The organism is Actibacterium mucosum KCTC 23349 (assembly GCF_000647975.1).
GTDB lineage: Bacteria > Pseudomonadota > Alphaproteobacteria > Rhodobacterales > Rhodobacteraceae > Actibacterium > Actibacterium mucosum.
In genome coordinates, this window is the sequence record NZ_JFKE01000002.1 from 116,333 (window position 1) to 142,202 (window position 25,870).

29 protein-coding genes are annotated in these 25,870 nt (G+C 61.6%); 15 read left to right on the forward strand and 14 right to left on the reverse strand.

Features of this window, described 5'->3' with window-relative positions:
- Positions 1-23 precede the first annotated feature (23 nt).
- From gcvT to gcvP, 3 genes are read left to right on the forward strand one after another with little or no spacing between them, the layout of a single operon-like run.
- Complete coding sequence (gcvT, locus tag ACMU_RS03840; RefSeq protein WP_035256386.1) at positions 24-1,151, forward strand: glycine cleavage system aminomethyltransferase GcvT; 1,128 nt, start codon at positions 24-26, stop codon at positions 1,149-1,151.
- A gap of 12 nt (positions 1,152-1,163) precedes the next feature.
- Positions 1,164-1,523: a glycine cleavage system protein GcvH gene (gene gcvH / locus ACMU_RS03845; RefSeq protein WP_035256388.1), complete on the forward strand. Its 360-nt coding sequence runs from the start codon at positions 1,164-1,166 to the stop codon at positions 1,521-1,523.
- A gap of 10 nt (positions 1,524-1,533) precedes the next feature.
- Positions 1,534-4,383, forward strand: coding sequence for an aminomethyl-transferring glycine dehydrogenase (gene gcvP / locus ACMU_RS03850; RefSeq protein WP_035256391.1), 2,850 nt, complete (start codon positions 1,534-1,536; stop codon positions 4,381-4,383).
- Here the strand turns inward: gcvP and ACMU_RS03855 are convergent.
- On the reverse strand, positions 4,362-4,751 hold the full coding sequence (locus ACMU_RS03855; protein WP_152544502.1) for a bleomycin resistance protein: 390 nt from the start codon (positions 4,749-4,751) through the stop codon (positions 4,362-4,364). The two genes, gcvP and ACMU_RS03855, sit on opposite strands and share 22 nt — an antisense overlap.
- Positions 4,752-4,886: 135 nt before the next feature.
- Here ACMU_RS03855 and ACMU_RS03860 point away from each other — a divergent pair, with 135 nt between their 5' ends.
- Together ACMU_RS03860 and ACMU_RS19185 are read left to right on the forward strand one after the other, a co-directional pair.
- Entirely contained in the window at positions 4,887-5,264 is a 378-nt protein-coding gene (locus tag ACMU_RS03860) for an acyl-CoA thioesterase (protein WP_051587918.1), read from the forward strand.
- A gap of 489 nt (positions 5,265-5,753) precedes the next feature.
- Entirely contained in the window at positions 5,754-5,936 is a 183-nt protein-coding gene (locus ACMU_RS19185) for a hypothetical protein (protein WP_152544503.1), read from the forward strand.
- A 322-nt stretch (positions 5,937-6,258) separates the two neighbouring features.
- On the opposite strand, the gene ettA is transcribed toward ACMU_RS19185, so the two are convergent.
- The 3 genes from ettA to ACMU_RS03875 form a co-directional block, all read right to left on the reverse strand.
- On the reverse strand, positions 6,259-7,914 hold the full coding sequence (gene ettA / locus ACMU_RS03865; RefSeq protein ID WP_035256398.1) for an energy-dependent translational throttle protein EttA: 1,656 nt from the start codon (positions 7,912-7,914) through the stop codon (positions 6,259-6,261).
- A 194-nt stretch (positions 7,915-8,108) separates the two neighbouring features.
- A complete protein-coding gene (locus tag ACMU_RS19965; protein WP_035256401.1) occupies positions 8,109-8,738 on the reverse strand; it encodes a GNAT family N-acetyltransferase in 630 nt (209 codons plus the stop codon).
- Between the two features lie 77 nt (positions 8,739-8,815).
- Positions 8,816-9,691 carry a bifunctional helix-turn-helix transcriptional regulator/GNAT family N-acetyltransferase gene (locus ACMU_RS03875; RefSeq protein WP_035256403.1) on the reverse strand — a complete coding sequence of 292 codons (876 nt, stop codon included), beginning with the start codon at positions 9,689-9,691 and terminating at the stop codon, positions 8,816-8,818.
- Positions 9,692-9,773: 82 nt separating this feature from the next.
- Between ACMU_RS03875 and ACMU_RS03880 the strand changes: the two genes are divergently transcribed.
- From ACMU_RS03880 to ACMU_RS03895, 4 genes are all read left to right on the forward strand, one after another.
- Positions 9,774-10,403, forward strand: a complete 630-nt coding sequence (locus ACMU_RS03880; RefSeq protein WP_035256406.1) for a nicotinate-nucleotide adenylyltransferase — start codon at positions 9,774-9,776, stop codon at positions 10,401-10,403.
- Between the two features lie 60 nt (positions 10,404-10,463).
- Entirely contained in the window at positions 10,464-11,945 is a 1,482-nt protein-coding gene (dacB, locus tag ACMU_RS03885) for a D-alanyl-D-alanine carboxypeptidase/D-alanyl-D-alanine endopeptidase (protein WP_035256408.1), read from the forward strand.
- 46 nt (positions 11,946-11,991) lie between these two features.
- The gene (locus ACMU_RS03890; protein WP_035256410.1) at positions 11,992-12,657 is read left to right on the forward strand and encodes a DNA-3-methyladenine glycosylase I; all 666 of its coding nucleotides are present in this window, start codon (positions 11,992-11,994) and stop codon (positions 12,655-12,657) included.
- 66 nt (positions 12,658-12,723) lie between these two features.
- Complete coding sequence (locus ACMU_RS03895) at positions 12,724-13,311, forward strand: hypothetical protein (RefSeq protein WP_051587923.1); 588 nt, start codon at positions 12,724-12,726, stop codon at positions 13,309-13,311.
- Between the two features lie 2 nt (positions 13,312-13,313).
- Here ACMU_RS03895 and ACMU_RS18605 read toward each other — a convergent pair whose 3' ends face one another.
- On the reverse strand, positions 13,314-13,781 hold the full coding sequence (locus ACMU_RS18605; RefSeq protein ID WP_051587925.1) for a DUF6428 family protein: 468 nt from the start codon (positions 13,779-13,781) through the stop codon (positions 13,314-13,316).
- Between the two features lie 74 nt (positions 13,782-13,855).
- Here ACMU_RS18605 and ACMU_RS03905 point away from each other — a divergent pair, with 74 nt between their 5' ends.
- Positions 13,856-14,167 carry an ArsR/SmtB family transcription factor gene (locus ACMU_RS03905; protein WP_035256413.1) on the forward strand — a complete coding sequence of 104 codons (312 nt, stop codon included), beginning with the start codon at positions 13,856-13,858 and terminating at the stop codon, positions 14,165-14,167.
- A gap of 242 nt (positions 14,168-14,409) precedes the next feature.
- On the opposite strand, the gene ACMU_RS03910 is transcribed toward ACMU_RS03905, so the two are convergent.
- Entirely contained in the window at positions 14,410-14,832 is a 423-nt protein-coding gene (locus ACMU_RS03910; protein WP_035256416.1) for a tellurite resistance TerB family protein, read from the reverse strand.
- Positions 14,833-14,949: 117 nt separating this feature from the next.
- Here ACMU_RS03910 and ACMU_RS03915 point away from each other — a divergent pair, with 117 nt between their 5' ends.
- The 5 genes from ACMU_RS03915 (at position 14,950) to ACMU_RS03935 (ending at position 20,331) form a co-directional block, all read left to right on the forward strand.
- Complete coding sequence (locus tag ACMU_RS03915) at positions 14,950-16,530, forward strand: lysine--tRNA ligase (RefSeq protein WP_035256418.1); 1,581 nt, start codon at positions 14,950-14,952, stop codon at positions 16,528-16,530.
- A 31-nt stretch (positions 16,531-16,561) separates the two neighbouring features.
- Positions 16,562-16,969 (forward strand): DUF4864 domain-containing protein, encoded by a 408-nt coding sequence (locus ACMU_RS03920; protein WP_236626190.1) that lies wholly within the window; start codon positions 16,562-16,564, stop codon positions 16,967-16,969.
- A gap of 164 nt (positions 16,970-17,133) precedes the next feature.
- Entirely contained in the window at positions 17,134-19,425 is a 2,292-nt protein-coding gene (locus ACMU_RS03925; RefSeq protein ID WP_035256420.1) for a glycosyl hydrolase family 28-related protein, read from the forward strand.
- Between the two features lie 114 nt (positions 19,426-19,539).
- Positions 19,540-19,947 (forward strand): universal stress protein, encoded by a 408-nt coding sequence (locus tag ACMU_RS03930; protein ID WP_035257410.1) that lies wholly within the window; start codon positions 19,540-19,542, stop codon positions 19,945-19,947.
- A 66-nt stretch (positions 19,948-20,013) separates the two neighbouring features.
- Positions 20,014-20,331: an antibiotic biosynthesis monooxygenase family protein gene (locus tag ACMU_RS03935; RefSeq protein WP_035257413.1), complete on the forward strand. Its 318-nt coding sequence runs from the start codon at positions 20,014-20,016 to the stop codon at positions 20,329-20,331.
- 17 nt (positions 20,332-20,348) lie between these two features.
- Here the strand turns inward: ACMU_RS03935 and ACMU_RS18610 are convergent, their stop codons facing one another.
- The 8 genes from ACMU_RS18610 to uvrB form a co-directional block, all read right to left on the reverse strand.
- On the reverse strand, positions 20,349-20,753 hold the full coding sequence (locus ACMU_RS18610) for a hypothetical protein (protein WP_051587926.1): 405 nt from the start codon (positions 20,751-20,753) through the stop codon (positions 20,349-20,351).
- Positions 20,754-20,807: 54 nt separating this feature from the next.
- Positions 20,808-21,128, reverse strand: coding sequence for a DnaJ family domain-containing protein (locus ACMU_RS03945; RefSeq protein ID WP_035256423.1), 321 nt, complete (start codon positions 21,126-21,128; stop codon positions 20,808-20,810).
- Positions 21,129-21,155: 27 nt separating this feature from the next.
- Entirely contained in the window at positions 21,156-21,590 is a 435-nt protein-coding gene (locus ACMU_RS03950; protein ID WP_051587928.1) for an SRPBCC family protein, read from the reverse strand.
- Positions 21,587-21,913: an ArsR/SmtB family transcription factor gene (locus tag ACMU_RS03955; RefSeq protein ID WP_035256426.1), complete on the reverse strand. Its 327-nt coding sequence runs from the start codon at positions 21,911-21,913 to the stop codon at positions 21,587-21,589. The genes ACMU_RS03950 and ACMU_RS03955 overlap by 4 nt, the downstream gene beginning before the upstream one ends.
- A gap of 10 nt (positions 21,914-21,923) precedes the next feature.
- A complete protein-coding gene (locus ACMU_RS03960; RefSeq protein ID WP_035256429.1) occupies positions 21,924-22,226 on the reverse strand; it encodes a putative quinol monooxygenase in 303 nt (100 codons plus the stop codon).
- A gap of 86 nt (positions 22,227-22,312) precedes the next feature.
- Entirely contained in the window at positions 22,313-22,969 is a 657-nt protein-coding gene (locus ACMU_RS03965; RefSeq protein ID WP_035256433.1) for a hypothetical protein, read from the reverse strand.
- Between the two features lie 53 nt (positions 22,970-23,022).
- Positions 23,023-23,409, reverse strand: coding sequence for a hypothetical protein (locus tag ACMU_RS03970; RefSeq protein WP_035256435.1), 387 nt, complete (start codon positions 23,407-23,409; stop codon positions 23,023-23,025).
- Between the two features lie 207 nt (positions 23,410-23,616).
- Positions 23,617-25,797: an excinuclease ABC subunit UvrB gene (uvrB, locus tag ACMU_RS03975; protein ID WP_035256439.1), complete on the reverse strand. Its 2,181-nt coding sequence runs from the start codon at positions 25,795-25,797 to the stop codon at positions 23,617-23,619.
- Between the last annotated feature and the right edge of the window lie 73 nt (positions 25,798-25,870).

The following is a 25,870-nucleotide window of genomic DNA, read 5'->3' on the forward strand; positions in this document are numbered from 1 at the left end:
CTGGTCAGCTGGGAGAGACAGGAATGACGGGGTTGAACCGCACAGCATTGTACGATCTGCATACCGGGATTGGGGCCAAGATGGTGCCCTTTGCCGGCTATGAGATGCCGGTGCAATACAAACCTGGCGTGATGAAGGAACACCTGCATTGCCGCGCGGCGGCGGGTCTGTTTGACGTCAGCCATATGGGGCAGGTCCTTTTGCAGCCCAAGGGATCGCTGCAAGACACGGCGCTGGCGCTGGAAAGCTTGTTGCCGCAAGCGGTGCTGGAGCTGAAAGAGGGCCGGCAGCGGTACGGGTTTTTCACCAATGACGCGGGCGGCATTCTGGATGACCTGATGATCGCCAATCGCGGCGACCACCTGTTTCTGGTGGTGAACGCGGCCTGCAAGGCCGACGACATCGCCCATATGCGCGCCCATCTGTCGGAGGTCTGCGAGGTGGTCGAAGTGAACGACCGCGCGTTGATCGCCCTGCAAGGCCCGGCGGCCGAGGCGGCTTTGTCGGCCCATGTGCCCGCCGTGGCCGACATGAAGTTCATGGATGTCGCGGTGTTGGACAGCGCCTTTGGCCCGCTTTGGGTCTCGCGCTCGGGCTATACCGGCGAGGACGGTTACGAGGTGTCGGTCGCCGACGGCCAAGCCGCTGATTTCACCCGCGCTTTGCTGTCTGACGACAGCGTTCAACCCATCGGCCTTGGCGCGCGCGACAGCCTGCGGCTGGAGGCTGGCCTGTGCCTTTACGGCAATGACATCGACACCACGACCACCCCGGTCGAGGCGGATCTGGTCTGGGGGATGCAGAAGGCGCGCAAACCCGGCGGTGCGCGCGAGGGCGGCTTTCCCGGCGCCGCGCAGATCCTCGATCAGTTGCAGAACGGCGCACCGCGCAAACGCATCGGGCTGCGGCCCGAGGGCCGGGCGCCGATGCGCGAGGGTACGCAGCTTTTTGCCTCTGCCGACAGCGAAACCCCGGTTGGTGCCGTCACCTCGGGCGCATTTGGCCCGTCTATCGAGGGCCCGATGTCGATGGGCTATGTCGCGGTTGACTTGGCGGCTGCAGGCACCACGATCTATGGCGAGGTGCGTGGCAAACGCCTGCCCGCAACCGTCACCGACATGCCCTTTAGGGCCGCAACGTATAAACGATAGGGAAGTAGACCCATGAAATTTACCGAAGAGCACGAATGGCTGCGCGTCGAGGATGATCTGGTTGTCGTCGGAATCACCGATTATGCCGCCGAGCAGCTGGGCGATATCGTCTTTGTGGAACTGCCCGAAGAAGGCACCGAAGTGGCGCGCGACGACGAGGTTGTCGTGATCGAAAGCGTCAAGGCCGCGTCTGACATTCTGGCCCCCATTGATGGCGAGATTGCCGAGGTGAACGAGGCATTGGTGGACGAGCCCAGCAAGGTGAACGAAGACCCTACCGGCGCGGCATGGATGTTCAAGCTGAAAGTCACAGATCTGTCCGTACTGGACGAGTTTATGGAAGAAGACGCCTATAAGGCGCATATCGGCTAAGGAAACAGCAATGCCCTTCACCCCTACGTCTTACGAGCCTTACGATTTTGCCAATCGCCGCCATATCGGGCCGTCGCCCGAGGAAATGGCGCAGATGTTCGAAACCGTGGGGGTGGCCGATCTGGACGAGTTGATCGCCCAGACGGTGCCCGAAAGCATTCGGCAGGCCGCGCCGCTGGACTATGGCCCGCCGAAATCTGAACGCGAGCTGATGTGGTATATCCGCCAGATCGCCAAGCAAAACAAAGCCTTCACCACGATGATCGGGCAGGGGTATCACGGCACGGTCACGCCGCCCGCCATTCAGCGCAACATCCTGGAAAACCCAGCCTGGTACACGGCTTATACCCCGTATCAGCCCGAGATCAGCCAGGGCCGGTTAGAAGCTTTGCTGAACTTTCAGACCATGGTTTGTGACCTGACCGGGCTGGAGATCGCCAATGCATCGTTGCTGGACGAGGCCACCGCGGCGGCCGAGGCGATGACCATGGCGCAGCGCGTGGCGAAATCGAAGGCGCGCGCCTTTTTCATCGACGAGAACTGCCACCCGCAGAACATCGAGGTGATGAAAACCCGCGCCGCGCCCCTGGATATCGAGGTGATCGTCGGCGCGCCCGATGATCTGGACCCCGCCGCCGTCTTTGGCGCGGTTTTCCAGTATCCCGGCACCCATGGCCATATCCGCGATTTCACCGATGAAATGGCGGCGCTGCACGCCAATAAGGCCATTGGCATTGTCATCGCCGACCCGATGGCGTTGCTGCTGCTGAAAGAGCCCGGCGCAATGGGCGCCGACATCGCCGTGGGCAACACGCAACGATTCGGCGTGCCCATGGGCGCGGGCGGCCCGCACGCCGCGTACATGGCCTGCCGCGACGCCTATAAACGCGCCATGCCGGGCCGGATTGTCGGGGTCAGCGTCGATGCGCGCGGCAACAAGGCTTACCGTCTGTCCCTGCAAACCCGCGAACAGCATATCCGCCGCGAAAAGGCCACGTCGAACGTGTGTACCGCGCAGGCTCTGCTGGCGGTGATGGCGGGATTTTACGCGGTGTTCCACGGGCCCAAGGGCCTCAAGGCCATCGCACAGCGCATCCACAACAAGACCGTCCGCATGGTGCGTGGCTTGCAAGAGGCCGGGTTTGACGTCCAGCCACAGGCATTTTTCGACACCGTCACGGTTGAGGTGGGCCCGATGCAGGGCGTGATCTTTCAGGCCGCCGCCGACCGACGCATCAACCTGCGCAAGGTGGGGCAGACCAAGCTGGGCATCACGCTAGACGAAACCACCCGTTCGGACGCGATCGAGGCTTTGTGGCAAGCCTTTGGCATCACACGGCAAGATGACCCCTCGGTCCGCGAATTCAGCGTGCCGCAGGGGCTGCACCGCCGCAGCGACTATCTGACCCATCCCGTGTTCCACATGAACCGGGCCGAGACCGAGATGATGCGCTATATGCGCCGTCTGGCCGACCGCGACCTGGCGCTGGACCGCGCGATGATCCCGCTGGGCAGCTGCACGATGAAGCTGAACGCGGCGGTGGAAATGGCGCCGCTGACATGGCCCGAGTTTTCTAACATCCACCCCTTTGCGCCTGCCGATCAGACCGAAGGCTATACGCAGATGGTGGCGCATCTGTCGGAAATCCTGTGCCAGACAACCGGTTACGACGCGATGTCGATGCAGCCCAATTCGGGCGCACAGGGCGAATACGCGGGGCTTCTGACCATTCAGGCCTATCATCAGGCCAATGGTCAGGGGCACCGCAATATCTGTCTGATCCCGGTCTCGGCCCATGGCACCAACCCGGCCAGCGCGCAGATGTGCGGCATGAAAGTGGTGGTGGTGAAATCGGCCGACAACGGCGATATCGACCTGGAAGATTTCCGCGCCAAGGCTGCGGCGGCGGGCGACAACCTGGCCGCCTGCATGATCACCTATCCGTCAACCCATGGCGTGTTCGAGGAAACCGTGCGCGAGGTTTGCGACATCACCCATCAATTCGGTGGGCAGGTCTATTTGGACGGCGCCAACCTGAACGCGCTGGTGGGGCTGGCCAAACCGGGCGAGATCGGCAGCGATGTCAGCCACCTGAACCTGCACAAAACCTTTGCCATCCCCCATGGCGGCGGTGGCCCCGGCATGGGGCCCATCGGGGTAAAGGCGCATCTGGCGCCCTTCCTGCCCGGCGATCCGCGTGGGCCCGCGGGGGCGGGGCCGGTTTCGGCGGCGCCCAATGGCTCGGCCTCGATCCTGCTGATCTCCTACGCTTATTGCCTGGCGATGGGCGGGGCGGGCATGACGCAGGCCACCAAAGTGGCGATCCTGAACGCCAACTACATCGCCGCACGCCTGCAGGGCGCTTATGACGTGCTGTTTCGGGGCAAGGGCGGACGCGTCGCGCATGAATGCATTCTGGACACGCGCCCCTACGCCGACAGCGCCGATATCTCGGTTGATGACATCGCCAAGCGTCTGATGGATAACGGCTTTCACGCCCCCACCATGAGCTGGCCCGTGGCCGGCACCCTGATGGTGGAACCCACCGAATCGGAAACCAAGGCCGAGCTTGACCGGTTCTGTGACGCCATGCTGGCCATCCGCGACGAGATCGCGGCGGTTGAACGCGGCGACATGCCCGCCGACAACAACCCGCTGAAAAACGCGCCGCACACGGTGAATGATCTGGTCGCCGAATGGGACCGGCCCTACAGCCGCGAACAGGGCTGTTTCCCGCCGGGCTCGTTCCGGGTGGACAAATACTGGCCGCCCGTGGGCCGCGTCGACAATGCCTATGGCGACCGAAATTTGGTCTGTATCTGCCCGCCGCTTGAGGATTACGTCGAAGCGGCCGAATGATCATCGGGTGGGTTGTGTCCACACCGCAATAGATGCCCGTCAGGGTCCACAATCGCCATTTCACACACGGCCCAGGGCTTTAGCTCGGCCGGTGTGATGCGAGGGATCCCAGCGCGCGGATAGCCCAGGTTTTCATAGGATGCCCACAGCGCGTTGGCATCGTCTACGCGGACAAACGCGCTGAAGTTCGAGATTTCGGCGACGTGATCGGGGTTGCGCGCGAAATGCAGTTCCACCTGTTCGTTGGCCAGGATCAAATACCCCTCGGCAGGGAATTCGGCCACCAATTGGAACCCCAGCGGGGCGTAGAAATCCTTGGTCCGCTCAAAGTCGCGGCTGGGAAAAATCGGGCAGATTGAATTGTCCATGCCATCCTCCATTCGTGCGAAAGATGACAGCGGGGCCGCAAACCGCCAAGGGATTTTCGGTTTGCGTGCGAATTGGTCTGGGCAAAGCATTGAAACCGCGCCTAAACTTGCCTCAAGAACAACGGGATAGCGGAAATGAATGAACCTAACGGGGAACTGACCCTGCGGACATTGGCGATGCCCGCCGACGTAAACGTTAACGGCGATATCTTTGGCGGCTGGGTCCTCAGCCAGATGGATATGGCCGCCGGCATCGTTGCGGGGGCGCGGGCGCATGGGCGGGTGACGACGGTGGCACTGGACGCAATGAAGTTCATTCGCCCTGTAAAAGTTGGCAATGTGCTGTGTGTCTACGCGCAAGTGGTGCGTATTGGTCGGACGTCGATGGGGATCGAGGTTGAGGCTTGGGTGCTGCGCGGGCGGGACGGAGAACGGGAAAAAGTGACCGAGGCCGTGTTTACCTTTGTTGCCATCGACGAGGATGGCAGGCCCCGGCCGGTACCCACCGAATAACCCGCTTCAAGTAAGATTTATGGCGGTTTGAAGGCACCGCCGAACGTGTCGCTCGCAGCAATTACGGCGTGATTGCGACAGGCCCCGTGCTATGGTGCACAGAATCACTCGGCCGGATTTTCCGCGCCGGGTTGGGCTATGTGTATGAAAATGCAAAAGGAATCTTTGCCTTGCGCGTTTGCGCTGCATGACGTTCATGCGGCGTGCTGCCAGGATTCGAAGCGCAATGTAGGCACCAATGAGGCGCCTGTGACGGCCCGAATTGAACATTAACCGTCCGGAAATGTGGACTGGTTCGTATTCGGAAACAACTGTTGGTCGAAAACCCGTTAAAAGTCTAAATGCCTGATTTTAGGCGCAAAATCACCACAACTCTGACGTGTTTCGGCCCCGTTTTCGACATTATGGTCGAACAATGTCGAAACAGAGTGATGATTAAGGCGGTTTTAAGGTTGGTTAAAAAACAATCTCTGCTCGAGGACCAAAACAATGTCTGCACTACTTGAAAAAGCCCGCGCCGGTCGCGCCAATGCCCTTGCTGCCCGTACTGCCCACGGACCCGATAGCGGTCTGGATATGGCAGCACGCATGTCCTTTACCGCGCCGCGGCGCGAACAAACGGCAACCTTCGTGTCGGCACGTGCCCGCGGACAAGTTGTAGCTGTTCTTTAAACTTTCGCCCCCTGCCAGAGGCGCAAGTTTAAATTTTTGACCCGCTCAGATGGCCGCCCAATCCGTGAACCGATACGGTGCGGGCGGGGCCGGGGGCGGGGTGGGTTCGGAACCTTTGTCCATGTCGTGATCTCCTCTCATGCAGATCGACATGGGGGCGGACGAGCCCGGAGATCAGAGAATGTTACAGCCGCACGCGGGGCTGTGACGAGACGTTAGATACAGCCACCCGTCCGGCGGCACCGCCGGACAGCGCCCGACCCTCCCCCCGGGAGGGCGCTTCACGCCCACCCAGGCTCGGGCGCTGCCCTTTGAGGCGAGGTTATCGCGTAAACTTCTTGTACTTCACCCGCTTGGGCTCAACCGCATCCGGGCCAAGGCGGCGGATTTTGTCTTCCTCATAGGCCTCAAAATTGCCTTCGAACCATTCCACATGCGCCTCGCCCTCAAACGCGAGGATATGAGTGCACAGCCGGTCGAGGAAGAAGCGGTCGTGGCTGATGATCACCGCGCAGCCGGCGAAATCTTCCAACGCGGCTTCGAGAGCTTGCAGGGTTTCGACGTCCAGATCGTTGGTCGGTTCGTCCAATAGCAGCACATTACCGCCGGATTTCAACAGCTTGGCCATGTGCACGCGGTTACGCTCACCGCCCGACAGCATGCCCACCTTTTTCTGCTGATCGCCGCCTTTGAAGTTGAAGGACGAGCAATAGGCGCGGGAATTAACCTCGGCATCGCCCAGCTGAATCAGCTCGGCCCCGCCCGAGATCTCTTCCCACACGGTTTTGTCGGCCCCCAGCGCGTCGCGCGACTGATCGACGTAGGACAGCTGCACGGTGTCGCCCATTTCGACGGTGCCTTCGTCGGGCGTTTCCTGCCCGGTCAGCATGCGGAACAGGGTGGATTTACCCGCGCCGTTGGGGCCGATCACGCCGACAATGCCGCCGGGCGGCAGGGCGAAGGACAGATCCTCGATCAACAGCCGGTCGCCGTAACCCTTTTTCAGCCCCTCGATCTCGATCACCTTGGCGCCGAGGCGCGGGCCGTTGGGGATGATGATCTGGGCGCGGGTAAGCTTTTCGCGTTCGGACTGGCCGGCCATTTCCTCATACGCGGCGATCCGGGCCTTGGACTTGGCCTGACGCGCCTTGGCGCCGGCGCGGATCCATTCCAGTTCGCGTTCCAGCACCTTCTGTTTGGATTTGTCTTCGCGGCTTTCCTGTTCCAGGCGCTTGGCTTTCTGGTCCAGCCACGAGGAATAGTTGCCCTCGTACGGGATGCCGCGGCCACGGTCGAGTTCCAGGATCCAGCCGGTGATGTCGTCAAGGAAGTAGCGATCGTGCGTGACGCACAGGATAGTGCCCTTGTAGTCGATCAGGTGCTTTTGCAGCCAGGCGATGGTTTCGGCATCCAGGTGGTTGGTCGGTTCGTCCAGCAGCAGCATGTCGGGCGCCTCAAGCAGCAGCTTGCAGAGCGCGACGCGGCGTTTTTCGCCGCCCGACAGGGTTTCAACCGGGGCATCGTCGGGCGGGCAGCGCAGGGCCTCCATCGCGACGTCGATCTGGCTGTCGAGATCCCACAGGTTCTCGGCGTCGATCTGGTCTTGCAGGGCGGCCATTTCTTCGGCCGTTTCGTCGGAGTAATTCATCGCCAGCTCGTTGAACCGGTCAAGCTTGGCCTTTTTCTCGGCCACGCCCAGCATGACGTTGTCGCGGACCGACAGGGTGGCATCCAGCTCGGGTTCCTGCGGCAGATAGCCGACCTTGGCGCCCTTGGCGGCCCAGGCTTCGCCCGAGAACTCCTTGTCGAGGCCGGCCATGATGCGCAGCAGGGTGGATTTACCGGCGCCGTTGACCCCGACCACGCCGATTTTCACGCCGGGCAGGAAGCTGAGGCGGATGTTTTCGAAGCATTTCTTGCCGCCCGGATAGGTCTTGGAGACGCCATCCATGTGGTAGACATATTGGTAAGAGGCCATCGGGGTGCTCCGGAGAATTTCGTGTTTGGTCTGGTCTAGCCAAGTGTCGGGTGGAGTGCAATTGTACTCGGGTTGCTTTGTTTGGTTTTCAGGACGTAGAACATTGCCCTTTGTCAGCCGCAGAACTTGGCTGGATGCTTCACCTGCGGCGGTTTGGACAGCAGACAGCTTGCGTTGCCGAGTTCGGTAAAAGGTTACCGGTTTGCCAGCATCCAAAGAAACAAAGCTGCAAAGCAGGTTGTCGCAAGCAAAAGGCCATTCAGAAAACGGAATAGAGGCGCGTGTCTTTGTGGCCCGAGGTGCTTTTCATAGATCACAAGCTGTCGATGCTGCGTTTCGGGAGTGCTCGAATTTTTCGTGTAACCTGTGTCTTCAAAAAGTGCGCGCGACGCGAAGTTTGCTTTCCAGACGGGTGCTACAACGTGCAGGTCGCTATTCCCGGAAACTCTGGTCTCGAATTCCGCCAGCAACTTTCGTGCGATACCTTTGCGTCGAAACTGAGGTAGTATCGATATGTCATTGATAAAAATGACTCTATTTGGCTTCGGCCACTGGGTTCTGCTAAACGCGACGTAGCCAAGAAATGAACCGTCACCTTCCAAGACTAAAAGTTCGCGCTTTGTGAGACGAAAAAAGTACGTTGTCCGACTGAGGAAGTATCTCGGTTTGGTCAAAAATGGGTCAATGAATTCGCGACCAACGTCAAAACCTGTTTCTCGGGCTCTATGATCACGCATAGTCTGCGCATGCAACGACCTAATGGTGCCAAAATCCGCTGGTTTTGCTCTGGTCAGCTTGAAACTCGTGAATGACACGTCACTCATTTACTGTCTGCTTAAGTTGGTTTTCCAGAATATCGACACCTCGGCCACGGTTTCATTGTCAGATGGTGTTGGCAACTCTATTTAAGCTGCTTTTCAAAGAACACATCCGGGTAGGGGTCGTCGTTATAGCGGTTGATGCGGGTCCAGCCGGTGGTCTGGTATAAGGCGACGGCTTCGGGTAGGGCGGAGTTGGTGTCGAGGCGCAGCAGGGTGATGCCCAGGGTGCGGGCGGCGGCCTCGGCTGCGTCCATCAGGCGGCGCGACAGGCCCAGGCGGCGGGCGGCGGGTGCGACCCACAGGCGCTTGATCTCGGCGTAATCCGTGCCGCCTTTCAGGCCCACGCAGCCAAGCGGCAGACCGTCGGACAATGCGATCAGGAAGGTGCCGTGGGGATGCGTCATCGCGGCGGCGTCGGGGTCGCGGGACAGGGTGACGTCGAAGCCCTGATCAAAGCGGCGCGCAAGCTCGGCGTAATATTCCGACAGGCAATGGCGGGCGAGGTCGCCGCGCGGGTCGTGGGCGACAATGTCGACCCGGTCAACCGTCAGGGCCGAGGCGACAAGGTCCATCGCGGCCAGCAGAGCGTCGGGGCGCGGGTGGCGGTTCAGCAGCGTTTGCGCCTGATCGTCAGACAAGGCGTCATAGGCGGCGACCTCGGCCAAGCCGGCGGGGGTCAGGCGGGCCTGCTTGCGGCGGGCATCGGCGGGGTCGGCGGCAAGTTCCACCAGCCCCTCGGCCTGCAACGCTTTGAGGTTGCGCGATAAAACCGCCTTGTCCAGATCCAGCGCCGCCCGAATGGTCGCCACGTCCTGACCAAAATGGCTGATCGCGTGCAGGGTGCGCGCCAGGCCCAGCGGGCGGCCACGACCGAGGAAGGAATGGTCCAGCGCGCCGGTTTGGGCGGTGACGGCGCGGTTGAAGCGGCGGATGCGGGCAATGGGGTCGAGGCTCATGATCGTTGACTTAGGTCAACCAATTCCCGGACGCAAGGGGAAAGCGATTGACACCCGAGGCACAGGGCGCGATGCAGGCAGGGTGAAACATGGGCTTCCATATGCGCGGCGCGGGCAGGTGATCGGCCTGCTGGGCGGGTCGTTTGACCCGGCGCATGACGGGCACGCGCATATCACCCGCGAAGCGATGAAACGGTTCGGGCTGGATCAGGTCTGGTGGCTGGTGTCACCGGGTAACCCGCTGAAACCGCACGGCCCGGCGCCGATGGGCGAGCGGCTGGAGCGTGCGCGCAAAGTCATGCAGCATCCACGCGTGAAGATCACCGATATCGAGGCGAAGATTGGCACGGTTTACACGGCGCAAACGCTGGAGCATCTGAAACGCATGTATCCCGGTGTGCATTTCGTGTGGCTGATGGGGGCGGACAACCTTGCGTCGTTCCATCATTGGGAGGCGTGGGATTGGATCATCACCCATGTTCAGGTTGGTATTCTGGCGCGTCCCGGCCAACGGATCAGTGCGCGGATGTCCAAGGCGGCGCGCAAATATGGGCGGTTCCGTCTGAAAGGGCGCAAGGGGCATTTGCTGGCAGGCAGTGCGCCACCCGCATGGGCCTTTGTAAACGTGCCGATGTCGGATATGTCGTCCACCCGCCTGCGGGCCGAGGGACAATGGAAAGCGCGGGACAAAAGTGACCCGGATCAGGGTTGAGGCGTCGGTGTGAATTTGGTTCACTGCGTGTCATGACATCGATGTTTTTGGGGTAAACGAATGGTAACGCGGCGCTTCGTTCTGGCGGGTTTGGCAGCTGGATTTGCCGAAGGAGCTTTGGCAGAGCCTCTGACCCGGTCGCTGATCCCCAAAGCGCGCCCCCGTGATTTCCTGCGACGCGGCGCCCCGGGTGTCGAGCGATTGCTGGCCGAGGCCGGAATTTCGGGCAAGGTGGGCTTTGCCGTTGCGGATGCGCGGACGGGTGCTCTGCTCGAAACGCATAACCCCTTGTTACAATTACCACCTGCAAGCACGGCAAAGGCCATTACGGCAGCTTATGCCCGCGCCGCGTTGGGTGGTGGGCATCGCTTTCAGACGCAGGTGGCCGTTACTGGCAAGCTGTCCAATGGGCGGTTGAACGGTGATCTGATCCTTGTTGGTGGCGGCGATCCGACGCTGGATACCGAGGCGCTGGCGGGGTTGGCGTCGGCCATGAAGGCGGCCGGCCTGCGCGAGGTTTCGGGGCGGTTCCTTTATTATGAAAGTGCCCTTCCGACGCAGCGCCATATCGATGAAACCCAGCCTCCTCATGTGGGATACAACCCGGCGGTATCGGGGTTGAACCTGAACTATAACCGGGTGCATTTCGAATGGCGCAAGGCCGCGAAAGGTTGGAACATTTCCATGGATGCGCGTGCCGGGAACTATCGTCCCGGTGTGGCCATGTCCAAGATGAAGATCGCGCAGCGCAGTTATCCGGTTTACACCTATGCCGATCAGGGCGGGGTGGACCGTTGGACGGTCGCCGCTGGCGCGTTGGGGCGCGACGGGTCGCGGTGGCTGCCCGTGCGCAAGCCCGGTCTGTACACAGCCGAGGTGTTTGGAACGCTGGCGCGCAGCCACGGGATTGTACTGAAATCGCCCAAGCGGGTGGCGACGATGCCGCAAGGCGCGCGGGGGTTGGTGGCGATCCAAAGCGCGCCATTGGACGAGATCTTGCGCGGGATGCTGAAATATTCGACCAATATCACCGCCGAGGCGGTTGGTATGGCTGCCAGCACCGCGTTGGGCCGCAAGCCGGGTGGTTTGAAACATTCGGGCCGGGCCATGTCGGATTGGGCGCAAAGCAGTCTGGATGCAGGCCGTGCGTCCTTTGTGGATCATTCGGGTTTGGGTGCGGCTTCGCGCATTTCGGCGGGCGAGATGGTGCGTGCGCTGGTGGCGATGGGGCCGGGACATCCGGTGCGTGGACTGATGAAAGACATCGAACTGCGTGACGATGCCGGCCAGCCATTGTTTGGTGGTGCGTTGAAAGTGAACGCGAAAACGGGGACACTGAACTTTGTTTCGGCTTTGGCGGGGTTTGTGCGGGCACCGGATGGGCGCGAGCTGGCCTTTGCGACCTTGACCGCGGATACCAAGCGTCGCGACAATATCCCGCCTGAACAGGCCGAACGGCCCGAGGGGGCGCGTGGCTGGACGCGGCGGTCGCGGAACCTGCAATTTGCGCTGATCGACCGCTGGGCGCGGGTTTACGCCTAAGCTGCTTCGCGCTAAAGGTCACCTATGTACAAAACCGGAGGGCGTGATGCGCAGCTTTGATCAGATATACGCGATTGCCGCCGAACGTCATGGTGGCCCCGAAGCGCTGGAGGCGATGCTGAGCCAGCCCAAAACGGTCGAAGAGCTGTCATCGATCCCCGATCACCGCTGGCTTTCGGCGATGGCGCGGGGCGTGTTTCAGGCCGGGTTCAGCTGGAAAGTGATCGAAGCCAAGTGGGACGGTTTTGAAGACGCCTTCGAGGGGTTTGAACCGGGGCGCGTCTTGTTCATGGCCGATGAAGGCATCGACAGATGGCTGTCGAACAAGGCGATTGTACGCAACGGACAAAAGATCAGCTCGGTCGTGGACAATGCAGGGTTCCTGCTGGATCTGGCGAACGAGCATGGATCGGCGGCAAAAGCGTTCGCGGAATGGCCGGACGAAGACTATGTCGGGCTGTTGGAGTTCCTGAAAAAGCGCGGATCGCGGCTGGGTGGAACGACGGGGCAGTACCTGCTGCGCACGATGGGCAAGAACAGTTTCATCTTGTCGCGCGACGTGGTGGGCCGGTTGGTGGCCGAGGGTGTGATCGACAAGGCGCCGACGTCGAAAAAAGCGATGGCAGCGGTGCAGGTGGCGTTCAACGAAATGGCAGCTGAAAGTGGGCGATCGTTTAACGAAATCAGCCGGGTCATGGGCTTTTCGCTGTAACGGTTGCGTGTCTGGACAGGCCGTGGGTCACGCCGTAGCGTGGCGTCGGCAAGAACGAGGTGAGCGGTGAAATCGGTATTGCGATGTTTGGCAGGGTTGGGGCTGTTGTTCCTGGCTGCATGCTCGGTGCCGCCCCCGGCCGAGGTTGGTCGGGCCGAGATCGACGCGTTGGCGTCGGGCATTCTGGCATTGGACGCTGACATTGACCCGGATGAGGCGGCGCGGGCGGCCGAGATTGCCTTTGCCTATACGGCGCAATTGCGGGCCGAATATCAGATCACCGACCCGCCACTGATCCACAATGCCAAGGTTAATGCCGGGCGCCGTCCGCGCGGGCTGTGCTGGCATTGGGCCGAGGATATGCAGGTGCGGCTGGCGGCCGAGAATTTCGAGACACTGGATCTGCACCGGGCCATCGCCAACGCGTTCAACCCGATCCTGATCGACCATTCCACCGTTCTGATCAGCGCCAAGGGCGATGCGTTTGACGAAGGTATGGTTCTGGACCCGTGGCGGTATGGCGGGCGGCTGTTCTGGGCGCCGACGCTGGAGGATAAACGTTATACCTGGATCGAACGGTCCGAGGTATTTGCCCGCAAACTGGCCGCGGGCAATCTGAAGGTGCGCGATCCGTCCACCGAGGCGGTGCAGTAAGCTCAGGCCGCGCCGCAGCACGAAACGGTCGATGTTCTGGGCCCACAGCACGCTTTGCCAAGGTCGGCCGCCGGTTTGCAGATCGCCGCATCGGCGCGCAGATCGATGGTGACCTGCCAATTGTTGGACGACACCTGTGCGACGCTGAAAGTGTGCAAGCCACTGTTTTCCGGCGCGTATTCGACGATCAGCGGGGCGTTGGCCAGATCGGGCAGTGCTTTGAAGGACTGTGTCAGGATCTGCTGAAACCGCCCAAGTTTCATATGGTCGCCGCCACCGCCATCCAGCAGTTGCAGCCGCGCCTCGGTCCAGGCGGATTGGCGGGCGCCGCAATCGATGCTGCTGACCCGCGCCAGTTTCAGTTCGGTCACGTGATAGCCGCCCGAGATCGGCCCGGCATCTGTTTGCCAGATCAGCGGGGCGTCGGGGTCCAGCGGCTTGAGCTGTTCGGCGAGGGCGGCGAGGGACATGGCGGGCCTTTCATTTCAACGATTCTTGAATTAACGTAAGCGCATGGCTGGAATGATTCAAGAAGTTTTGAAATATGGATGACGCGGGCGCATTGAAGGCGTTTGCGGCGCTGGCCGGGGCGGATCGGTTGGCGATTGTCAAACTGCTGGTGGAGGCGGGGCCCGACGGGCTGAACGCGGGCGAGATCGCGCGGCTGTTGGGCGCGGCGCCGTCGCGGGCGTCGTTCCATTTGTCGACATTGGCTGAAACCGGGATGGTGAGCGCGACCAAGCAGGCTCGCACCGTCACCTATCGCATCGATTTTGCGGTGATGGCGGGGCTGGTACAGTTCCTGATGGAGGATTGCTGCAAAGGTGCGCCGCAGGTTCGGGATTGTTGCGGGTGAAATTAGACGTCGCCGCGGGGCGGGGAAGACCGCGGGATGGCGATCTGACGGTTGTTTTGGAGCGGTTTATGGAGGCAAAGCGCATCCGACAGGTGTTTCGCGAGGGGATCGTTGCAAAATCGCCAGCCCTTCCGGGCGGTCTGGTGCACTCGGTCTTTCCTTCAGAAACACCTGTTGCCAATGGATCAGCCGGGCACCTTCGGCGCTGTTAACCGGCTGAATCCTCTCTGCGAAGCCTGCGCTTAGACCACCATGTGCCGTGCCCGCGCGCCGCGTTCGATGGCAGCGCCGTGCAGGCGGTCGATATTCAGCTGATAGCGGATCTCGGCCAGCATCTGCAGCTCGCTTTCATCCAGCTTTCCGTCGGCGGCGGCCACGTCGCAGGCCATTGCATAGGCTGTTTCAAAAAGCTTGTCGGGCAGCGCTTCGAGGACAAGCTCAAAGAGAGCGTCCAGACCATCTTCGACCTCGAACAGGTCAAACACGGCGGCCGAGACGCGCGAAAGGTGATCTACATCGTATTCCGCGAAGACCGGCAGGTGGTTCACGATACGCTGAATGGTCACCAGTTCCGAGGTGCGGATATCCTCGTCGCTGGCCGAGGTGGCGATCATCACGGCCACAAGGGCGTCCTGCGGGGTCCAAGGGGTTTCGATGGTGCTCATTTCCGGCTCCTGAGGATGTCTGTTGCAGCGCAGAATATTGACGCGCGCGCCCATGCACAATAGGGAGCAGGACAAGCCGGGCAAGGGGGTCCGGCGCATTGTGAGAAAGTGAGACAAATGTCCGATCTGCGCGACGCCGCGATGAGCACCAAAGCCTGGCCCTTTGAAGAGGCGCGCCGGCTGCTCAAACGCTATGAAAAGGCGCCGCCCGAGAAGGGATATGTGCTGTTTGAAACGGGCTATGGGCCGTCGGGTTTGCCGCATATCGGCACGTTCGGCGAGGTGGCCCGCACCACGATGATCCGCCGCGCGTTCGAGGTGATCAGCGACATTCCGACCAAACTGATCTGTTTCTCGGACGATCTGGACGGTATGCGCAAAGTGCCCGGCAACGTGCCGAACCCAGAGGCGCTGCAAGAGCATCTGCAAAAGCCGCTGACCTCGGTGCCCGATCCGTTTGGCACCCATGCCAGCTTTGGCGATCATAACAATGCGCGCCTGCGCCGGTTCCTGGATACGTTCGGGTTTGAATATGACTTCATCAGCTCGACCGAGTTTTATCGGTCGGGGCAGTTTGACGACGTGCTGCGCCGCTGTGCCGAGCGTTATGACGACATCATGAAGATCATGCTGAAATCGCTGCGCGAAGAGCGGCAGGCGACTTATTCGATCTTTCTGCCGATCCATCCGGAGACGGGCCGGGTTCTGTATGTGCCGATGAAGCATGTGGATGCCGCCGAGGCGACGGTGACCTTCGACGACGAAGAGGGCCGCGAGTGGACCGTGCCGGTCACCGGCGGCAATGTGAAACTGCAGTGGAAGCCCGACTTTGGCGCCCGCTGGGCCGCGCTGGGCGTGGATTTCGAGATGTATGGCAAGGACCATTCGACCAACGAAAAGCTCTATGACGGCATCTGCCGGGTGCTGGGCGAACGGCCGCCCAACCACTTTACGTACGAGCTGTTCCTGGATGACGAGGGGCGCAAGATCTCGAAAACCTCGGGCAATGGCATTTCGATCGACGAATGGTTGTCTTATGCCTCGACCGAGAGTCTGGCCTATTTCATGTATCAAAAGCCGAAAACCGCCAAGCGGCTGTATTTCGACGTGATCCCGCGGGCGATGGATGAATATCACCAGCAACTGCGCGCCTATGCCGATCAGGATACCGCGCAGCGGGCCAATAACCCGGTGTTCCATATCCACGGGCATAATGTGCCGGCCTCCGACATGGTGGTGCCGTTCTCGATGCTGCTGAACCTGGCCTCGGTCAGTTCGGCCGAGGATAAGGACAAGCTGTGGGGGTTCATCCGGCGGTACGCGCCCGAGGCCAGCGCCGAAACGCATCCGCAGCTGGACGCGGCGGCGGGTTATGCGGTGAAGTATTTCAATGACTTCGTGAAGCCCACCAAAGTGTACCGGTTGCCGGATGATCTGGAGCGTGAGGCGTTGGAGGACCTGTTGGCGACGCTGAAAGCCTGGGACGGGCCGGTGGATGCAGAGGACCTGCAAGGGGCGGTGTTTGCGGCGGGCCGCGAGCGGTTTGACCCGCTGCGCAACTGGTTCAAGGCGCTCTATGAGGTGCTGTTGGGCGCGTCGCAGGGCCCACGTTTCGGGGGCTTCATCGCGCTTTACGGGGTCGCGGAAACCATCGCCCTGATCGAAAGCGCGCTGGCCGGAGAGCTGGTGCAGGCTTGACCTGCCTTGGCCTTGCCCTACCGTCAAAAAGATGGAGGGCAAGGCAATGCGATACATGTTTCTGGCCGTACTGGCCGGGCCGGCACTGGCCCAATCGGCACCCGAGGGGCCGGCGCAGGCGGTGATCGCCCAGCAGATCGAGGCGTTTCAGGCCGATGATTTTGCCACCGCGTTTGGCTTTGCCTCGCCCATGATCCAGGGCATCTTTGGCTCGCCCGAGCGGTTTGGCGCCATGGTTAAGGGCGGCTATCCCATGGTCTGGCGGCCGGGCGAGGTGACGTACCTGCGGGCCGAACCCTTTGGCGCGGGCCTGCAACAGATGGTGATGATCAAGGACGAGGGCGGGCGGCTGCATTTCCTGCGCTATGAGATGATCGAAACCGCGGGCGGCTGGCTGATCAATGGCGTGCAGTTTGTCGGCACCCAGGAAGGCACCTGAAGCGCGCGCATCCCTAACCGGGTGTTAACCGCCCAACTGGTACCTCTTTCACCGATCCGGGGGCGCGAGGCCTGCGGCTTTTCACGACACTGTCTGACAATTGAGCGGAGCATCGGCACCCCGGTATCCGTGCGGCGTGCCGTGCCGTGACGAAAGGGGTTCGCATGAACAAGGCAATTACCGAAGGGCTGGTTCTGATGCCGCCGGCGTTTGCGGCGGGGCTGAATGTTTGGTCCAGCGGCGATGGCACGCCGGGATCGGCCACCTATGATGGCGCGCCCAATGCCGCCATCGCGACGGCGGATCAGGATTTCGGCGATTGCCTGGAGCTGCAAAAGAACGCCGAGCCGCAAAAGGTCCGCTATATGGGCCAGACGCCGATTCAGCCGGGCTGCTATTTGCGGGTCACGGCGCGGGTCAAGGCGATCAGCGGCAACCTGCCGAATGTGCGCATCGCCGCCTTTGCGCTGAACGGTGCGGGCAACCATGTGAACGGGCTGGTGGAAATCGGCCCCGAGACCACGCTGACCGCCTATGGCGAGGTGGTCGAGGTCAGCGCCATCATCGGTTCGGGCAACCGGGGCGGTGTTGACATGGTGTGGGGCACCGGGGTGCAGAACGCCCATGTGGGTCTGGACCTGACGGGCAATAATGGCGGCGTGGTGCGCATTGACGATCTGATCGTTGAGGATGTGACCAGCGTTTTCCTACGCGACTATCTGGACTGGGTCGATGTGCGCGATTACGGCGCCATTGGCGACGGGGTGACCGATGACGCCGCCGCCTTCAACGCCGCCGATGCGGCCGCCAATGGCCGGTCGGTTCTGGTGCCTGCCGGCACGTTCCATCTGGGCGCGGACGTGACCTTTACCAACAAGGTGCGATTCGAGGGCACGGTGACCATGCCCACGGCCAACCGCCTGACATTGGTGAAGAATTACGAGCTGAACAGCTATGTCGATGCCTTTGGGGACGAGCTGGAGGCGTTCAAGCGCGCGGTGGCGGTTCTGTTCAACTTTTCAGACCATGACAGTCTGGACCTGAACGGCCGGCAGGTGGATATCACCGAGCCGATCGACGTACAGGCCGCGGTGGGCAACAAGACCACATTCTCGAACCGCCGGGTGATCCGCAATGGCATCATCAGCGCCTCGGCCTCGTCGAACTGGGACACCGATCAGGTGACCTCGCAGGCGACCTATGCGGTGTCGTCGAACACCACGCTGACCAATGTGACCAATGTGGCCAATATCCAGGTTGGCTCGCTGGTCGAAGGTCTGGGCGTGGGGCGCGAGGTCTATGTGCGGTCCAAGAATGTGGGTGCGGGTACGATCACCCTGAGCCAGCCCCTGTTCGACGCGGTGGGCACGCAGACCTATACGTTCAAACGGTTCAAATACCTGCTGGATTTCAGTGGCTGGGATGATCTGGACCGGTTCGTGCTGGCCGATCTGGACCTGCGCTGTGCCGGGCAGTGTTCGGGGGTTCTGATCCCGCCGCAGGGGATCATCTTTACCATCCGCGATTGTTTCTTCACCGGCCCGAAGGATCGCGGTATCAGCTCGCACGGCAATGGCTGTCAGGGGATGCAGGTGGATCGCTGTCAGTTCCTGTCGAACGAGCAGGCCGCCAATGTGCAGGACCGTGTGTCGATCGCAATGAACTGCAACGCCAATGACGTCAAAATCCGCGACAACCGCGTGGTGCGGTTCAAGCATTTTGCCATCATTGCAGGCACCGGCAACATCGTCAGCGCCAACCACTTTTTCCAGGGCGACGCCACCTCGCAGGGGCTGCGCGATGCGGGCATGGTTTTGACGCGGACCAATGTGAAGTCCACGCTGACGGCCAACTATATCGACAATTGCTGGGTGGAATGGACGAACGAGCATGACTCGGCGCCGGAACACAGCAGCGAAAGCTCGTTTGGCGCGCTGACCCTGGTGGGCAATATCTTCTTCATCTCGAACGCCGCCCCCTGGACGCGGTGTTTCGTGATCAAGCCGGTGGGGCCGGGGCATTTCATCCACGGTCTGAACGTCACCGGCAACACGTTCAAATCCTCGGACGGCGCGATTGAACGGGTGGAAAGCGTGGACACCACCTTTGCCGATCTGGATTACGGCCGGTTCCGCAACGTGCAGTGGGAGAACAACACCTATACAGGCGTGACCGCATTCACCGGCAGCCCGGTGATGGTGCAGTTCGACCAATCCACCAATGCCAGCACCTGGAATTGCGACTTCTCGACCTATCTGCCCTTTGGTGGCCGGGCGCGCAACGTGGACGGGTTTGTCGCCGAGGGCCAGATCCAGAACGCATCGAACCAGCGGGTGACGGCAATGCCCTATGTGCAGGTCGAGCAGGGGACCAACAGGAACCAAATCAACCTTGTTTGGCCCGAGGCCTGCCGGGGTCGGGTTCACGTGACGGGTAGGGTTGATAACTTTATCTGATCTGCCTTTTGCCAAAGCGAAGCCCCGTCGAAACTTGGCGGGGTTTCATGATTTGTATCAAGGCGCGCCCCCGGATGATCCGGCAATGTGGATGCAGAAAAGGAGGGTTTGCCCATGTATTCCAACATCCTTGTTCCCGTTGCGCTGGACCATCGACCAACAATTTCGGACGCCGTCAAAGCGGCCGAGAAGCTGCTGAGTGACGGTGGAAAGATTACCGCGCTGAACGTGATGGACCCCGTGCCAGCCTATGTCGCGCAGTATCTGCCGGACGATCAGCTGGACCGCAACCTGACCGAGCGTCGGGGTTTGCTTGCCGCTGAAATGGCCGGTGCGCCGCATGTTGAAACGGTCGCCATTACCGGCCATGCCGCCCAGTCGATTCTGGATTTCGCCGCAAAAAACGATGTCGACTGCATCGTTGTGGCGTCGCATGATCCGGGGTTGCAGGATTACTTCCTTGGGTCAACCGCAGGCCGGGTGGTGCGCCATGCCCATTGCGCGGTGCATGTTGTGCGTTGAAAAGTTGGGACAGGCTTTGACCGATGACGTGGCATGGGCCAGACTGGTTCAAAACAGGAGGAGCCCATGCCAACCATCAGCCAGCCCGCGTCATGCCAAACGGTTCTGACAACTTTCGATGTGACACCGGGCACCTGCCAGGACCTGGTCGAGGCCCTGACCGATGCGTATGAGACGTTCATTTCGAAACAGCCCGGGTTCATCGCCGCCGCGATCCACGTGAACGACGCGCAGGCGCGTGTGGCGAATTATTCGCAATGGCAGCGACGCGAAGATTTTCAGGCCATGCTGCGCACCCCCGAAATGCGCGCGCGCAACCGCGAGATCAACGCGCTGTGCCGGTCGTTCGAGCCGGTGATGTATGACGTGGTCAAGACCTTCTGAGCCTGGGCGTTATGGGGTCACTGCGCCCCGGTCAGCGCGCAGAAATAGGTGACGGCCCCGCCAAACGGGTTCACCGTCATCCACACACCATTGCGCGCGGCGTCCAGTGTCCATTTCACCCGGAACCGGTCATTGGTATAGCCATCGGTGAAATCGGCAAAATCGTTTTCGCCGCGAAAGGTGTAATAGGCGGTGGCGCTTTGCACTTGGCCTGCGGTGTAAACGGTGACGCCGGCGGGAAAAATGCCGCTGATCTGGCCTTTGAAATTGTGCAGCGGGTTAAACGCCTGCTGATACTGCACCGCCATGACCATCTGCGCCGGCGCGCCGCCAAGGTCGCATTGAAAGCCCAGTGTCACCTGCTGGGCCTGGGCCGAGATCGGCAACAGGGCCAACACGGCCGCCCGAATGAGATTTTTCATGAAATGGCTCCGTCATAAGAAATGCCGTCAGTTTAGCATATCCCGCGGAAAAATTCAGGCGCCATAGAACCGGCGGCGCGCCTCTTCCTGGGTGTGCAGGTCCTGCTGGATCGCCGCAAACTCGGCCATGGCGCGTTTGCGGTCGGCGGGATCGGTCAGGGATTGCAACTCTTGCGCCTTGGCTTTCAGCGCTTTCTTCAGCTCAATCTCTTTGGGAACGGCGCCCGCCTCGGCCATGATGCGAAACCCGGCGGCTTCGGCAAAATCGCCGTGGCCGGGCGGGGGCAGGGGCTTGCCCGCGCCTTTCAGATCGTCCAGCTGTCCTTCGGCCTGGGCCTTGAGGATCTGACGTTCAGCGAGGTCACGAAACTTCATGAACTCAATATAAGCCTTTGCCGCGTTTCAAGCCAGATCCTGCATCGGTTTGTCGCACAGGCTGTCGGGCCCCACGGTTCCGCCATTCGCCACCACCGACAGGCGGGCCAGGTGATGATCCCACCCGCGCGCGGCGATCTGCGAGAAGGGCGGCACCAGCCCCTCATGCGTGATGTCCACGCGCGTGCCGGTGGCCTCGGGCGACAGGGTGATGACAATCCGGAAGGTGCCGGTGGTTTCCTGGGTGCCGACGCGTTGCACGATGCGTGTGGCCGTGACCTCAAGAAACTGCCCCTCGATCACGCCCCCCGCGCCCATGTCCAGCCGGTAAAGGCCGCCCGGGCGCGGTTCCAGCGTGGCGGCACGGCCGGCCCATTGCGCCATCTTGTCGCCATCGGTGAAATAGCTGTGCACGATGTCCATAGGGGCATCGATCCAGATGGTTTTCTGAACGGGGCTCATGTGGATTTCGCCTCGGTCTCGGCCAGGTCTTTCAGGCGCGGCAGGCCGGTATCCCAGAACCCGGCGAACCACGTGGACAAGGCGCGCAAGGTGTCGAGGTCGGCGGTATAAAGCTTTTGCGTGCCATCTTCGCGCATCGCAATCAGCCCGGCCAGACGCAGCACGCGCAGATGCCGCGAGACGGCGGGCCGCGTCATGGCAAAGCTTTCGGCGATGCGCCCGGCGGGATGTTCGCCTTGTGCAACCATGGCCACGATCGCCCGCCGGGTTGGGTCGGCAAGCGCGCGCAGCTGTTCATCGGTACGGGATTGGGCGGCGTGCATGGGGTGCAGCCTATTTCACCCAATGCGGCGTGGCCATCGAAAAGGCGGGCTCTCCCGCCAACAGCGGAGCGGCCTCGGCCATATAGGCGGCGAACCAATCGGCCTGACCGTTGGCCTGAAACGCGGCCATGTCGGTATACACCTCGGAGATATGGATCGTCTCCGCGTCGTTCATATCCAGCGCAAAGACATAACGGATTTGCGCATCGCTTGCCGCCGCGCGCGGGCGCAAGTGCTTGTCCCACAAAACCACCAGCGCGTCACGCTGGCCGGGTTGGGTTTTGATGGTCATAAACAGGGCAAGGTCGGGCATGGGGTTTGTCTCCGCTATCGGGGGCAGGGTGCGTATTCATTTTGTTACGTAACATAGTGGTTACTAAAAGGGCAAATGAAACGCGCTCAAAACCGCAAGGACGTGCCCAGCGCGATCTTGCGGCTGTCATCATTGGTGACGCCCCAGACCACGCCCAGCTGCAGATCGGCCCGCCCGACCGACAGGCCAACAGACGGCGCGGCCTTCAGATAGGGATCGGCGCCCGCGTCCTGGCCACCCTGCAGCTGCGCGATCAGCGTCCAACGGTCGGACAGGCGGTGGCCAAAGGTCAGATCGGCCTTGTAATCGGGGTCGGGCAGCTCGGTCGTGTTGGCCAGATCGGCCCGCAGCGTGGCATAGACATCCAGCGCCAGCCAGCCCTTGGGCAGGCCCATGCCCGCATGCAGGCCCAGCTGTCCCAGGCCCAGGATATCGCCGCCATCCACCGGCTGCTCGGCCCCGACACCGGTAGAAAAGGCCAGCTTGATCCGCTTATCGCGGCGAAAAGCGGTGGTCAGGAACACCAGCGCCTCGGTCGAGGTGTCGGGCCCGCCAAAGACCTTGGCCCCCAGCGTCAGACGTTCGGTCAGCCCGTATTCGGCATAGATCGATCCCTCGGCATCGCCGCTGTCCGAAGCATAGCCGGTGACGGACAGAAAGACGCCGCCCTTGTCGCGCGCCCAGGCGCCGGCCTGCACGCATGCAGGCAGCAGACAGACCGCCATAACAAGGATCCAACGCATAACGCCTCCAACCGCCCCCGGTTTAACAATGGTTAAACGCGGTTAACAAAGCGTTAGCGGACGGTGACAATCACCCGGCGCGTGCTGGAACCCGACACGCCCTGATATTGCAGCCGGAACGTGACCTCGTCGCGGCCGGTCTGGCCCTGATCGGCCAGGTAATAGATATGAACCCCGCGCAGAAGCTTGCCGATGCAATCGCTGGGCAGGTCGCCAACCGTGGCCGTTTTGGGCACCGCAACCTTGGCCCGGCGCAGCTTGATTGTGCCGAGGCTTGGCTTATCGAGCACCTTCACGGTGGTGCGGCGCACGGCACATTTGGACGTCCAACCGGTGTATTGCCCGATCAGAACTTCGGACCCGAGCGGCACCGAAAACCGATCCTGCGCCATGGCGGCGAAGGGCAACAGGGTCAGGGCGCAGAGCAACAAACGAAACATGGCAAAATCCTTGTCAGAACAATGCCGCCATTTCAGCGGATCACCCCGCCCTTGGCAAGCCCGCCCCGGCGCCCAGCCCGGGCCCAACCCTCCCCATGGGAGGGCGCTTAGGCGGCGTCAGAGAAATTTCCGTGGGTAGAGGGGCGCTGCGCGATAAAGTGGACACCGCCGCGGGGTCGAAGCGCCCACCCAGGGCCGGGCGCGGCCCTAACGGCGCTTTCGCCGCACGCCGCCGCGTTGCCCCGGCCGGCCGGATTTTGACCGGCCCGTTGCCGCTTCGCCTGCCGCCTCGACCGCGTATTGGCGGGCCATGGGGTCGTCGGCGACGGCCAGGTCGACGGCTTCCAGCCGCTTCACCTCGTCGCGCAGGCGGGCGGCCTCTTCGAACTCCAGGTTCTCGGCGGCTTTGCGCATGTCGGCGCGCAACCCGTCCAGCACCGCCTCAAGGTTGCCGCCATGCAGGGGCTTGTCGATGGTTGCGGTGACGCGCGATTGGTCGGTGTCGCCCTGGTAAAGACCGGCCAGGATATCCTCGACGTTTTTCTTCACCGTTTCCGGCGTGATGCCGTGTTCCTCGTTATAGGCGATCTGCTTGGCGCGACGGCGGTTGGTTTCGCGCAGGGCGCGGTCCATGCTGCCGGTGATGCGGTCGGCATACATGATCACCCGGCCCTCGGCGTTGCGCGCGGCCCGGCCGATGGTCTGGATCAGCGAGGTTTCCGAGCGCAGGAACCCCTCTTTATCGGCGTCCAGAATGGCCACCAGCCCACATTCGGGGATGTCCAGCCCCTCGCGCAGCAGGTTGATGCCGACCAGCACGTCAAAGGCGCCCAGCCGCAGGTCGCGCAGGATCTCGATCCGTTCGATCGTGTCGATGTCCGAATGCATATAGCGCACCTTGATGCCCTGTTCGTGCAGGTATTCGGTCAGATCCTCGGCCATGCGTTTGGTCAGCGTGGTGACCAGCACGCGGAAGCCGTTGGCGGCGACCTTGCGCACCTCGTCCAGCAGATCGTCGACCTGCATTTCAACCGGGCGGATCTCAACCTCGGGGTCCAGCAGGCCGGTGGGGCGGATGACCTGTTCGGTGAACACACCGCCGGCCTGTTCGATCTCCCACGCTGCAGGTGTGGCCGAGACGTAAACCGATTGCGGGCGCATGGCGTCCCATTCCTCGAACTTCAGTGGGCGGTTATCCATGCACGAGGGCAGGCGGAACCCGTGTTCGGCCAGGGTGAACTTGCGCCGATAGTCGCCGCGATACATGCCGCCGATCTGCGGCACGCTGACATGGGATTCATCTGCAAAAACAATGGCATCGTCGGGGATGAATTCGAACAGGGTAGGGGGCGGCTCGCCCGGTGCGCGGCCCGTCAGATAGCGCGAATAGTTCTCGATCCCGTTGCAGACGCCGGTGGCCTCGAGCATTTCCAGATCAAAATTGGTGCGCTGTTCCAGCCGCTGCGCTTCCAGCAGCTTACCCTCTTGCACCAGCTGATCCAGGCGCTGTTTCAGCTCTTTCTTGATGCCGTCGATGGCCTGTTTCATCGTCGGCTTGGGCGTGACGTAATGCGAGTTGGCGTAAACGCGGATCTTGTCGAAATTGTCGGTTTTGGAGCCGGTGAGGGGGTCGAACTCGGTCACGCCTTCCAGTTCCTCGCCAAAGAAAGACAGCCGCCAGGCGCGGTCTTCCAGGTGGGCGGGCCAGATCTCAAGGCTGTCGCCGCGCACGCGGAAACTGCCGCGCTGAAACGCCTGATCGTTGCGGCGATATTGCTGCGCCACGAGGTCGGCCATCACCTGCCGCTGGTCGTATTCCTTGCCGGCGATCAGGTCCTGCGTCATGGCCGAATAGGTTTCGACCGAGCCGATGCCATAGATGCAGCTGACCGAGGCCACGATGATCACATCGTCACGCTCCAGCAGCGCGCGGGTGGCCGAGTGGCGCATCCGGTCGATCTGTTCGTTGATCTGGCTTTCTTTCTCGATATAGGTGTCAGAGCGCGCGACATAGGCCTCGGGCTGGTAATAATCGTAGTAGGATACGAAATATTCCACCGCGTTGTCGGGGAAGAAGCCCTTGAATTCGCCGTATAATTGCGCGGCCAGCGTCTTGTTGGGGGCCAGGATGATGGCCGGGCGCTGCGTTTCCTCGATCACCTTGGCCATGGTGAAGGTTTTGCCGGTGCCGGTGGCGCCCAGCAGCACCTGATCGCGATCCCCGCCGCGCACGCCGGCCGACAGTTCCGCAATCGCGGTGGGCTGATCGCCGGCGGGCTGAAACTCGGTCTGCATGACGAAGGCCTTGCCGCCTTCCAGCTTTTCACGCTGTTGCGGCGCGCGGTTTTGCATCTGCGCGGGTGATTGATCGGAATGGACGTGTGGCATAGGCGATTCCTTAAAGGCACCTTAAGAGTTGATCACTTTTTGTTCCGGTTCAAGTGCGCCAAGAAATGTTGCT